13 protein-coding genes are annotated in these 11,789 nt (G+C 40.5%); 2 read left to right on the top strand and 11 right to left on the bottom strand.

Annotated features, from left to right (window positions below; all coding sequences use genetic code 11):
- The first annotated feature begins 30 nt into the window (after positions 1 to 30).
- On the top strand, positions 31 to 594 hold the full coding sequence (gene ruvC, locus IM797_RS06940; RefSeq protein WP_194126384.1) for a crossover junction endodeoxyribonuclease RuvC: 564 nt from the start codon (positions 31 to 33) through the stop codon (positions 592 to 594).
- A 53-nt stretch (positions 595 to 647) separates the two neighbouring features.
- Here ruvC and IM797_RS06935 read toward each other — a convergent pair whose 3' ends face one another.
- From IM797_RS06935 to IM797_RS06885, 11 genes are all read right to left on the bottom strand, one after another.
- Complete coding sequence (locus IM797_RS06935) at positions 648 to 1,496, bottom strand: DUF4349 domain-containing protein (protein WP_194126383.1); 849 nt, start codon at positions 1,494 to 1,496, stop codon at positions 648 to 650.
- A 137-nt stretch (positions 1,497 to 1,633) separates the two neighbouring features.
- Complete coding sequence (locus IM797_RS06930) at positions 1,634 to 1,849, bottom strand: hypothetical protein (protein ID WP_194126382.1); 216 nt, start codon at positions 1,847 to 1,849, stop codon at positions 1,634 to 1,636.
- 59 nt (positions 1,850 to 1,908) lie between these two features.
- A complete protein-coding gene (locus tag IM797_RS06925) occupies positions 1,909 to 2,691 on the bottom strand; it encodes a 5'-nucleotidase, lipoprotein e(P4) family (RefSeq protein WP_194126381.1) in 783 nt (260 codons plus the stop codon).
- Positions 2,692 to 3,009: 318 nt separating this feature from the next.
- Positions 3,010 to 3,894: an ATP synthase F1 subunit gamma gene (atpG, locus tag IM797_RS06920; protein ID WP_194126380.1), complete on the bottom strand. Its 885-nt coding sequence runs from the start codon at positions 3,892 to 3,894 to the stop codon at positions 3,010 to 3,012.
- A gap of 27 nt (positions 3,895 to 3,921) precedes the next feature.
- Positions 3,922 to 5,496, bottom strand: coding sequence for a F0F1 ATP synthase subunit alpha (gene atpA / locus IM797_RS06915; protein WP_194126379.1), 1,575 nt, complete (start codon positions 5,494 to 5,496; stop codon positions 3,922 to 3,924).
- A gap of 57 nt (positions 5,497 to 5,553) precedes the next feature.
- The gene (atpH, locus tag IM797_RS06910; protein ID WP_194126378.1) at positions 5,554 to 6,102 is read right to left on the bottom strand and encodes an ATP synthase F1 subunit delta; all 549 of its coding nucleotides are present in this window, start codon (positions 6,100 to 6,102) and stop codon (positions 5,554 to 5,556) included.
- 34 nt (positions 6,103 to 6,136) lie between these two features.
- Entirely contained in the window at positions 6,137 to 6,634 is a 498-nt protein-coding gene (locus IM797_RS06905; RefSeq protein WP_194126377.1) for a F0F1 ATP synthase subunit B, read from the bottom strand.
- An 88-nt stretch (positions 6,635 to 6,722) separates the two neighbouring features.
- Positions 6,723 to 6,935 carry an ATP synthase F0 subunit C gene (gene atpE, locus IM797_RS06900; RefSeq protein ID WP_084237872.1) on the bottom strand — a complete coding sequence of 71 codons (213 nt, stop codon included), beginning with the start codon at positions 6,933 to 6,935 and terminating at the stop codon, positions 6,723 to 6,725.
- A 41-nt stretch (positions 6,936 to 6,976) separates the two neighbouring features.
- Positions 6,977 to 8,101 carry a F0F1 ATP synthase subunit A gene (atpB, locus tag IM797_RS06895; RefSeq protein WP_194126376.1) on the bottom strand — a complete coding sequence of 375 codons (1,125 nt, stop codon included), beginning with the start codon at positions 8,099 to 8,101 and terminating at the stop codon, positions 6,977 to 6,979.
- Positions 8,102 to 8,118: 17 nt separating this feature from the next.
- On the bottom strand, positions 8,119 to 8,550 hold the full coding sequence (locus tag IM797_RS06890) for a hypothetical protein (RefSeq protein WP_228098745.1): 432 nt from the start codon (positions 8,548 to 8,550) through the stop codon (positions 8,119 to 8,121).
- 6 nt (positions 8,551 to 8,556) lie between these two features.
- On the bottom strand, positions 8,557 to 8,778 hold the full coding sequence (locus IM797_RS06885; protein ID WP_194126375.1) for an AtpZ/AtpI family protein: 222 nt from the start codon (positions 8,776 to 8,778) through the stop codon (positions 8,557 to 8,559).
- Between the two features lie 211 nt (positions 8,779 to 8,989).
- Between IM797_RS06885 and IM797_RS06880 the strand changes: the two genes are divergently transcribed.
- On the top strand, positions 8,990 to 11,788 hold the full coding sequence (locus tag IM797_RS06880) for a tetratricopeptide repeat protein (RefSeq protein WP_228098744.1): 2,799 nt from the start codon (positions 8,990 to 8,992) through the stop codon (positions 11,786 to 11,788).
- Position 11,789 lies beyond the last annotated feature (1 nt).

The raw sequence follows: 11,789 nt of genomic DNA, 5'->3' as shown, positions 1-11,789 counted from the left end.
ACTCTGTGCAAATATGCTTAATATTGTTTTATGTTGGTTGAAAAAAAGGAAAGGGTGATTATTGGTATCGATCCGGGCACTTCTATTATGGGATATGGTGTGATATTGGAAAAAGGGAGTAAAATGGAATTGGTTAGTTTAGGCATAGTGAGGATGGATCATCTGGACGACCACTTTTTAAAACTACAACGGATATTTGAAAAAACAATTGCCCTCATTGATGAATATAAGCCGGACACCATGGCTTTAGAAGCACCATTTTATGGAAAAAACATCCAGGTGATGCTCAAACTCGGACGTGCACAGGGCGTTGCCATGGCGGCGGCTTTGTCCCGGAACATTCCCATTACAGAATATGCCCCCCGAAAAATTAAGCAATCCATCACCGGAAACGGAAGTTCAAGTAAAGAACAGGTAGCAGCCATGTTGCAGCGCTTGTTAAATTTTAAAGAAACTCCAGAGTTCCTGGATGCCACAGACGGGCTGGCAGTAGCGGTTTGCCATTCCTTTCAAAGGGTAAGCAGTTCCGGCACCGGCAAATCTTATTCCGGTTGGGATGCCTTCGCTAAAGACAATAAAAAGCGGTTAAAATAAAAAAGCGCCTGCATCTTAAATTAGATTCAGGCGCTTCAATACCAATAAGCATTTTAAGCAGATACCGCTGTGCGTTTATTTTTCCGGTAATATTTATAAGCCAGATATCCCCCGCCAACCAGCAGGATGGCAACCCATAGATTGGTCATAATCAGCAAAAACTCTTTAAATATCATCCAGCCGTTCTGAATATTTAACCAGAAGCGAAGGAAAAACGCCGGCCGCTGGTCATACAGATTATCATTACTCACCACCATTTTCGTTACGGTATTGTCCTGATAAAAATTAAGGGTGATGTTACTGTATTTTACCTTATTTGTAATGCTCAGGTTTTCCAATTTGCGGTCTACATAATCGTCTTTCAGGCCCAAAGCAGTTTCCACATTATTGCTTTTCTTATTCGCTTTTTTGTTCAACTGGGTCACAGCTTCAACCCGGTTCTGGTTTTTCAGATTATTGGCCAGATAAGAAATACTCTGGTCGTCCAGTTTAAGCGATTGCTGATCAACAAACACAGCCAGTTTGGCCACCTTATTTGTAAAATCATCCAGTTGATCAGAAGGCACTTTGGCAGTCACCAAACCTTCCTTGCGGTAAGCGGTAAGTTCCAGCAGTGAATCGGCAGAATAGCCAACTTTTTCAGATTGCTGTACCTGACTTTGTATCGAAAACGCTGTGATGCTACCACCTTCTGCTTTGATCGCGGCACTTAATTTCTCCTTGGTATCCTGCACATCTTTTACCCGAAACCTCATATCGGCGGTTTTGATGATCTGTTCTGTCAACGCAGTATCTGCTGATTCCAGACTGGTAGAAGTTACGTCAGCACTGTTCATTTTTTTTTCACTATTGCAGCCGAAAACAGCCATTGCAAATACACAATAGATTAAATAATTTTTCATAGTATTAATTATAGATGGTTTTCCCTTAATACCAAATGGCCCGGAAGGTAACCCATCATCTGAATATGCTATAAAAAAAAGCGTCCTTACTGGTTCTTCACCAATAAGGACGTTTTAAAAAAAATCTATTTAAAATGCTATGCAGCCAGAATTTTGAAAACTCCTTTACAAGCGATAAAAGCACCGATAAAAAGAATAGCCCATGAAACGATCGACAAGGTCGTGTTATCACCAGCAAAACGTAAAAATACGCCTAAAACGCTGACCAGGACCCCCAGAGTCATCAATTTATAAATTGAGATTTCGTTAGCTCTTTTCATGCTTTCAGTATTGTGCTTTGGTGTTTGTTCCATAGTATTTTTTATTTAATGCCACAAAAATAATATTAATTCAATAAAACACAGCACAATCCCTAATAAGTTTTTAAAGATTCCAGTCTTTGTTTAGATCTGTCGGCTTCCTTCAGCCCCTCACCTTTGTAAAACTGCTTTTCCCAATCACCATACATCGGATTTGGGAGCACAATGTATTTCGTCCCAAACAGTTGTTGGGCAAGATCAACCTGTTCCCTCGTATTTTTACCTTCCCGGTAAAACACGTTTGAAAAATCGCTCAGGTTGTCACCACACAACAATAAAATATTATATTTCTGCAATACCTGCTGCCTGCGGGGTTCCTTATCGGATGTTGATGATTTTAAAATCAAATGTGCCTCATCGGAATAAGGAAATCCAAAATGTTGCAGATTAGCGAGTGTCCCGTTATGCTCCTTCAATTCCCTGTTGGTGATGTAAAAGGTTTCTACTCCCTGCATAGCTGCATACTTCAGGAAAGCCAAAGCACCTGGCACTGTGTCAGCTGCTCCTTTACTGGTCCATTCAAACCAATCCTTCGCCTGATAACTGATTCCCTTTTTGATCTCAGTCCCCTGAAAAGGCGAATTGTCCAAAACCGTCTCATCAATGTCAACCACCACGCAATTCAGTTTACCGCGATCTGCCTGTTTAAGCTGTTCCAACAAAGAAAGACGGGCAAAGTTATAGGCCTGGAAAGATAATGCCCTGTACTCGCCAGAATGCTGTTGCCAAAGCACCGCATTGGTATAATCCCTTGCCGCTGCCGCAGTTTCATCCTGGGCCATCAAACCCAATGGCAAAACGATCATGAATAAAAAGGAAAAAATTAAAGATTTCATAGATAAATATTTTTACAAAAATAAGCCCTTAATGGCGGTTGTCCCAAGATTAGCAAAAAACTTACTTAAACCGTACGAATGGGAAATTTCTTATCCAGCCAATGCATCGAAACATTCATCGGTATAAAGTAACTATCCGAACATAATATATCATCATATTCAACATCAAAAACAGGTAAATAAACAAAGGCTTCTGTCTTTCGACAAAAGCCTTTGTTTATTTCGCAGAAAAATCAGTTTCTCAGAAAGAGCCTCAGCTGCTTTGCGCTTCTTCAGCGCCTAAGGAGCAGCTCTTGAAGAGCATACTTATTTTTCCCTTTATCCGTTTAACGCTGCCGCACCACTTACAATCTCTGTAAGCTCAGTAGTAATCGCAGCCTGACGTGCCTGGTTGTAAGAAAGTTTTAATGCTTTCAACAGATCACCGGCATTTTCAGTTGCTTTATCCATTGAGGTCATCCTTGCACCATGTTCCGAAGCATGCGAATCCAGCACCGCTTTATACAATTGAATCTTAATCGACTTAGGAATCAACTGAGACACGATTTCTTCCTGAGATGGCTCAAGGATATAATCGATCTGGTGCGCTGTCTTAGCAGTTTTTACTTCTTCGTTTTTAGGCAAAGGCAGCAATTGCTCCGTAGTCAGGATCTGAACTGCAGCATTCTTAAATTTATTATAAACTAATTCAACCCTGTCGTACTCACCTTTTTCAAAACCAGCCATGATCGCTTCCGTAATTTTGGTCACGTTTTCAAAAGTAAGCGCTGCATACACTTCGTTATTGTTTCCAACCACGTTGTAATTGCGTTTCTCGTAAAAATCCTGAGTTTTTTTACCGATAGCCAGGATACTTAAATTGCCGTTTTTGTATTGTTCGTTATATTTTTCAGCAATTAAGTTATTGGTAGTTTTGATGATGTTCATGTTGAAAGCACCAGCAAGACCACGGTTAGAAGAAACCGCTACAATCAATACCTTATTAGGCTCACGCTCCTGAATAAAAGGTGAGGATGATCCTTCAAGGCTAGCCGAAAGATTTCCTAAAATCTCTTTCAGTTTGGTCGCATAAGGACGTAATTGTATAATCGCATTCGTAGCACGCTTCAACTTAGCTGCAGAAACCATTTTCATGGCTTTGGTAATCTGTTGCGTAGATTGTACCGATGCTATACGAATTCTTACTTCTTTTAAATTAGCCATTCTTTTTTAATGTTCAGTCTGGGGTAATTAGTATTTACTTGAAAGCTCTTTTGCTACAGTTTCCAATACACCTGTAATTGTGTCATCAAATTTACCTGCTTTCAAAGCCTGTAAAGTTTCAGGATGACGTTGCTCCAATTGTTGTAAATATTCAGCTTCAAATTCCCTTACTTTATCTACAGGAACCGAACGCATCAAGTTTTTAGTACCAACATAGATGATCGCAACTTGTTTCTCTACAGTCATTGGAGAGAACTGACCTTGTTTAAGGATCTCCACGTTACGTGCACCTTTATCCAATACAGATTTAGTAGCCGCATCCAAATCAGAACCGAATTTAGAGAAAGCCTCTAACTCACGGTATTGAGCCTGATCCAGTTTCAAGGTACCAGCAACTTTCTTCATTGATTTGATCTGCGCGTTACCACCTACACGTGATACCGAGATACCCACGTTAATAGCCGGACGGATACCTGCGTTAAACAAGTTAGATTCTAAGAAGATCTGTCCATCAGTAATTGAAATTACGTTTGTTGGAATGTATGCAGAAACGTCACCAGCCTGAGTTTCGATAATTGGCAAAGCAGTTAATGAACCACCACCTTTAACAATACCTTTCAATGACTCAGGTAAATCGTTCATCGCTTGTGCAATCTCATCGTTAGAGTTGATCTTTGCAGCACGCTCTAACAAACGACTGTGCAGATAAAACACGTCACCTGGATAAGCCTCACGACCCGGTGGACGACGTAACAACAAGGACACCTCACGGTAAGCTACAGCCTGTTTAGACAAATCATCATAAACGATCAATGCAGGTCTTCCGGTATCGCGGAAAAACTCACCGATAGCTGCGCCAGAGAAAGGTGCGTAGAACTGCAATGGAGCAGGTTCAGCAGCTGAAGCAGCAACAACTACAGTATAAGCCATTGCACCGTTCTCTTCTAAAGTACGTACAATGTTTGCAACTGTACTTGCTTTCTGACCACAAGCGACATATATACAGAATACAGGATTACCTGCTTCATAAAATTCTTTTTGGTTGATGATGGTATCGATACAAACCGCAGTTTTACCAATCTGACGGTCACCAATAACCAACTCACGCTGACCACGGCCGATTGGAATCATTCCGTCGATCGCTTTGATACCTGTTTGTAGGGGCTCAGTAACCGGCTGACGATAAATTACACCAGGTGCTTTACGTTCAATCGGCATTTCATAAGTTTCGCCAAGGATTGGTCCTTTACCATCAATTGGCTCACCCATGGTATTTACCACACGGCCCAACATACCTTCACCAACTTTGATAGAGGCGATTTTCTTAGTACGTTTAATCGTATCACCTTCTTTGATTTTGTCTGACGGGCCTAACAATACCACACCAACATTATCTTCTTCAAGGTTCAAAACAATTCCTTGCAAGCCTGTTTCAAATTCAACTAATTCTCCAGACTGAACTTTAGTTAAACCATAAACACGGGCAATACCATCACCCACTTGCAATACGGTACCAACTTCTTCCAGTTCTGCTTCTGATTTGAAGCCCGCCAATTGTTGCCTGATAATTGCCGATACTTCGTCTGGTCTTACCTCTACCATAATTTTATATTATTTCTTTTGTAAATTCAGTATTTGTTATCTGTTATTTTGCTCTGGTTAAACAATGCCCTGAGCAAATTCTTTTTTAAGTTTACTTAAACCGCTGGAAATACTTGCATCAAACTGCTTATCTCCAACTTTCAAAATAAAACCACCAATTAGTTTTTCGTTTACTTTTTCTTTAAGTAGAACTTCATTGGCACCAATTTCTTTTTTAACAATGGCTACAATTTCTGCCCTGCTCTCCGCAGTCAATGCAGTAGCTGAAGTCACATGTGCAGTTACAATACCTTTCAATGCATTATACTGGGCAATAAAAGCTTTTGAAGTTCCAAATAAGATCGCTGAACGGCCTTTACTTACAACCAGTTTATAAAAAGTGCTTGTAAGTTCATTTACCTTACTTCCAAATACGTTTTCTAAAATTCCTGCTTTTTTATCCAAAGGAACAATAGGGTTATTCAGGATAGCTTCCAACTCAGGGTTCTGATCGATCACCTGCTCTAAAAGAACCATGTCATTTTTAATCAACTCCAGGGCATTGCGCTCTGTAGCAAGATCAATTAATGATTTGGCGTATCTCGATGCTGCTTTATTTTCTGACATTTTTTACGGTATATCTAGCTAAATAAACTAACAATTAGTTTAATTCAACATCTTTTAAAAGGTTAGCAACTAAGTCCTCTTGTTTTGCTTTATCCTGTAACTGGTTACGCAATACACGCTCAGCAATATCCAGTGATAAACTTGAAACCTGATTTTTCAATTCGGCCAAAGCAGCTTTCTTTTGATTTTCGATCTCAATTTTAGCTTTTTCAATCAGTTTAGCGCCTTCAACATGAGCAGAAGTCTTAGCTTCATTGATGATACTGTCTTTAAGTGCTTTTGCTTCTTTCAGGATCAGATCGCGTTCTGCACGGGCAGATTTCAACAAATCCTCGTTTTGAGCAGTTAAACGGGTCATTTCCTGTTTCGCTAATTCTGCTTTATTAAGGGCTTCGTCAATGTTTTGTTCACGCTCATGAATTGCAGCCAGAATCGGCTTCCATGCAAACTTTTTAAGTAAAATCAACAGACCAACAAAAGCTACTGTTGTCCAAAAAACTAATCCTATACTTGGGAGAACTAAAGGGTTCATATGTTTTTAACTTTCTTAATGTAATTTAATTTAGATCAGGAAAAAACCAATCGTTTTCTCCTGATCATAAAAATAATTCTGAATCCTATTAAACTTGTAAGCCTAATAAAGAAACTACCACACCGAATAATGCAGCACCCTCAATAAGGGCAGCAGCAATAATCATTGCAGTTTGGATTTTTGATGCAGCCTCAGGTTGACGAGCAATACCTTCCATTGCTTTTCCACCAACTTGACCGATACCGATACCGGCACCAATTACTGCTAAACCGGCACCTATCGCCGCGATTGAACCTACCATAACTAATTTAATTTATATAATTTGTAAAAAATAGTTTCTAATTAATGATGCTCCTCTACTGCCATACCGATAAATAAAGCAGTAAGCAAGGTGAAAATAAAGGCCTGTAAAAATGCAACCAGCAGTTCCAGTACATCCATAAACAAAACGAATGCAATAGATACCGGTGCCATAGCCAAAGTTTCAAATATAAAGATCAATGAAATTAAGCTCAACACGATAATGTGTCCGGCAGTAATGTTTGCGAACAAACGAATCATCAATGCAAATGGTTTTGAAATGATACCGATCAATTCCACTGGAATCATAATCGGATACAACCACCATGGTACATCTGGCAACAGAATATGCTTCCAGTAATATTTATTACCATTCAGGTTAACGATCAACAAAGTACCTAATGACAATACCAGTGTTAAAGCGATGTTACCAGTTACGTTGGCACCACCCGGGAAGATCGGCACCAGCCCCAACATGTTGTTGATCCAGATGAAGAAAAACACCGTCAGCAGGTAAGGCATAAATTTCGCATAACCATGACCAATGTTTGGTTTGGCAATATCATCCCTAACAAAAACAATGATCGGCTCAATTAAAGACTGTAAACCTTTCGGTGATTTACCAACACGCTTTTTGTATGCTCCGGCAACCGAAATAAACACGATCAAAATCAAAGCAACCGCAACAAACATCGCTGCTACGTTTTTGGTAATTGAGATATCGTAAAGATGTGCAGTTGCAGCCTCATCAATCTGACCATCTGCGCCAACAATCTTAACCTGATCTTCTACCAGGCGATAGGTATTTTTAGCGCTGGTATAATCATGTTCTCCATGATGAAAATTACCTGAAGAAAATACATCAAGACCAGCCTGAGTATATACAATTACAGGAAGCGGCAAAGAAGTATGCCCCCATAAATGCCACATGTGCGAATCCGCAATGTGCTCCATAATTACTTTTGTAGGTTCGAATTTTTTACTTCCATGTTCACCACCATGAGCAGCTTCTTCAGCATGTGCAGCAACAACCGCAGTATCCTGAGCAACAACAGCGCTGTCTACCTGGGCAAAAGCCGGCGACGCAACAGAGAAAAACGCTAAAAAAAGCGCAAAAACAACAATTAACCTATTAACTTTAAACTTAAAAACGTGGCTACAATCCATTTAGTCGCAGATTTTTACTATTTATTTTGGTGGCGCAAGTTACGTAACAAAGAGTATATTTCAAAGAAGCTGAACAATAAATATAAAGAAAAAAAATTCAGCACTAAAACAACGCCCTTTTCCTGGCTTTTAACGCTGTAAATCAGCACAAAAGCCATTGAGAAAATCATTTTCACAGCAATAGAGCCCATAATCGCCATAATTCCCGTTTCAGGGTTGCTTTTTATACCGATATAAGCCAGAACATATCCAATAAAAGTAATACCTGCTAAAAAGCCGAACATCACCCAGAATCTGGACACCAATAACTTCACATCAGGAAAGGCAATCGGAAGAAAATAAGCAATTACACCCAGAACAGCGGTGTACAATAAGTAAGAGAAAACAAATTTAGTCAGACCCAATCTCGTATAATTTTTACAAAAGTATACAATTAGTCTAGCTTTCAATAAACATCAATCATTTTTATTCAATTGTTTTACAACCTGATACATGGCAACAGCGACCCCTACCAGACTCATCGCTGCAGTCACGAGCGGCGTTTTCGCATTGCGCCTGGTGTCTATTTTAAAGCCTATAAATGCAAAAACACCAATAATCGCAATCATTTGAAAGCTAATTGACGAGTATTTGGCAAAATTACTTATGCTCTTTTTTTTCTCTTCCGGATCGGTCATTATAAATAGGTATGAAATAAAAATACGTTTTGTTAAGAAGTTATTGTCTAATAAAATACTTTTGCATATATTTTGTTGTTTATAAGCATTAACTTATCTCATCTAATTGAAAAATTACGCTAACCACAATTTAAAGGTAATATTATTTAGTTTATGCATTGGCATAATATATTCCTGCGGCACCCAAAAAGATACTGCCACAGGCAGGGCAATGCAAAATTTAACTGCACGTTATAATTACATATACAATGCCAAAGTTATCCTGGCCGATCAACAGGAAGCCCTTGCCGAAAGTTATCCGGAAAACTTTGACCAGATCCTGCCTGTATATCTGGGCCCTGAAATAGATGAAAATTTCAACATGGCCAGACCTCCTGCCCAATCAGGTGGTAAGTCGCTGGACGACATCATCAAAAAAGCACAAGCCATCATTCTGGAAAAAAGCAACAGCAATTATATTGACGATGCCTACCTCCTGCTTGGAAAAGCGCACTATTTTAAAGGCGCATACTTCAACGCAACCGAGTATTTTGATTATGTTTCCAAAGCCTACCAGAAACAAACCATGGTACGTATTGAAGCACTCAACTGGAAAGCCAGAAGTATGATGCAATTGCGCAGGCTAACAGAAGCCTCCCTGGTACTCGATACCCTGGTTGATGCGCTGGAGCCGATCAAGAAAAACCAGTCAGAGCCCCTGGCCACCATCGCACAAATGTGCATCTACCGGGAACGGTATCCGGAAGCAACCTCATTCTTAAAAGATGCCATCAAGGCAAGTCACAATACACAGCACAAAATCAGGTGGACTTACATCCTAGCCCAACTTGCTGAACAACAAAAAAACTATCCCGAAGCATTGCTCAACTACAGAAAGGTTGAGAAAAGCAATGCACCTTTCGAAATGTATTTCAATGCCAACCTCAACCGCATCAAACTGAATGCACTCATGAGTGGCAAAACCACCAATAAGCAAGCCGAACTACTCGCCATGCTTAAAGATGATAAAAACACGGATTATAACGATCAGATCTATTTTCAGGTGGCACAAAGCCTGGCTGCCGATGGCGATTTTGTCGGCGCAAAAAAGTACTACAAACTGTCTATTCAAAACAGCAGCAAGAACCAGTACCAGAAAGGCCTTTCTTACCTCAGTATAGCGGATGTTCATTTTAAACATGACCGCGATTACCTGCAGGCAAAATTGTACTATGACAGCGCAGTAAACACGCTACCAAAAACCTTTCCTGGTTATGCAGTAATCTTAAAAAAGAACCAGAACCTGGAATACCTTACCGACCGCTATAAAATCATCGCACGCGAAGACACCATGCAAATGCTGGCAAAACTTCCGGAACAAAGCCGAAATGACAAAATACAGGCCATGTTCAAACCGGTACAAGTAGCAGCTGTGGATAATAATAGCGCTGCCAGTACAACCTTTACCGGCTTCAGCAATACTGATCTCAACGGAACCAGAGCACAGGGCGCGAGCAGCAATACTTTCTATTTCAGCAATCCAAGTGCGCTTAGTCGTGGTTTTTCAGACTTCAAAAAGAAATGGGGAAACCGTAAACTGGAAAACAACTGGCGCCAGAGCATCCGATCTTCTCAGCAAAATACCATTCAGGATGTGGTTGCTGCAACAGGAGTTCCAGCCAATCCGGATCAAAATGTAGCAAGTACCGGCGATCAGACTTCCGCAATTAAAGCGTATACAGATGCCTTGCCCACAACAGCGCCGCAACTGGCCAAGTCCGACCAGCGCATCATCGATGCCTATTATGAAATTGCAAATTTCTACCTGCAGGAACTGAACGACGCTAAAGAGGCAGAAGACGTTTACCAAACCCTGTTAAAACGTTATCCGGACAACAACCACCTCGGTGCACTTTATTATAGCTTATACCTGATCAATCAAAAAGAAAATCCGGCAAAGGCCGAAGGTTATAAAAACAGTCTGTTAAAGGATTTCCCAAGTTCTGTGTATGCCAAAATCATCCTGGACCCATCGTTCTCGATGAAGCGCAATGCGATGGAAACAGCCATCAATAAACAATACAACGAGCTCTTCGATCTCTACCAGCAGAAAAACTTCCCTGCGGTAATCATGAATGTCAATGAAACCATGAAAAGCAATTCGGACAATTATCTTGCACCGCAATATGATTATCTGAAAGCCATTGCCATCGGCCGGACCAATAACGTAGACAGTTTAATATCCGCCTTCAACAGCATCAATACGAAATATCCGAATGATCTGCTCATTACGCCATTGGTTAGAGAGCACCTGGCCTATATCAATGAACACCTGACCGAGTTCCGTAAACGCAGCATTGCCTTACCGGATTTCGATCCGGGCGAATCTCCTTTTGCGCCACGTACAACTCCGGTGCCAATAAAAACGGCACCGGTTATTGCAGCCAATACGTATAAAAAACCGAAGACAGCCACACCAGTTGAAACTGTTGCCCCGGTAAAAACAACAAAACCAGTGCAGGTTGCAGAACCTGTTAAAACAGCCGAACCCGTTAAAACGTCAACGCCTGACAAGCCTGCAGAACCGGCAAAAATTACAGCGCCTGTTAAAACCACAGAACCGGTCAAACTTGCAGAACCTGAAAAACCAAAGCCTGTAAAAATACCGAGCATCTTCAGCACTGCGGCTTCAGCTACCTATTATTATGTCATAGATGTAGCCGATGCTTCCTTAACCTTAAGCTCTTCGCGATTTGGAATCGGCCAGTTTAACCGCGGAAACTATGCTGGAAGCAATTTAAAGCACCAATTGAAAGAATTTGACAATGATCAGCTCATATATGTAGGGAACTTTAGTAATTTTGACGACGCTAAGACATATGCTGAAGGTATTACTCCTCAGCTAAAACAGATCATGAAGGTTCCGGCGAATATATATACCGGCTTCATTATTAGCAAAGAAAATTTCGATAAGTTAACCAACAAGGATACCCTCAACAAGTACCTTGAATTCTACAAAAACAACTATTAAA

It is taken from the genome of Pedobacter sp. MC2016-24, from assembly GCF_015223055.1.
GTDB lineage: Bacteria > Bacteroidota > Bacteroidia > Sphingobacteriales > Sphingobacteriaceae > Pedobacter.
The sequence above is the reverse complement of the archived record's forward strand: the minus strand, read 5'-3'. Positions and strand labels throughout refer to the sequence as shown.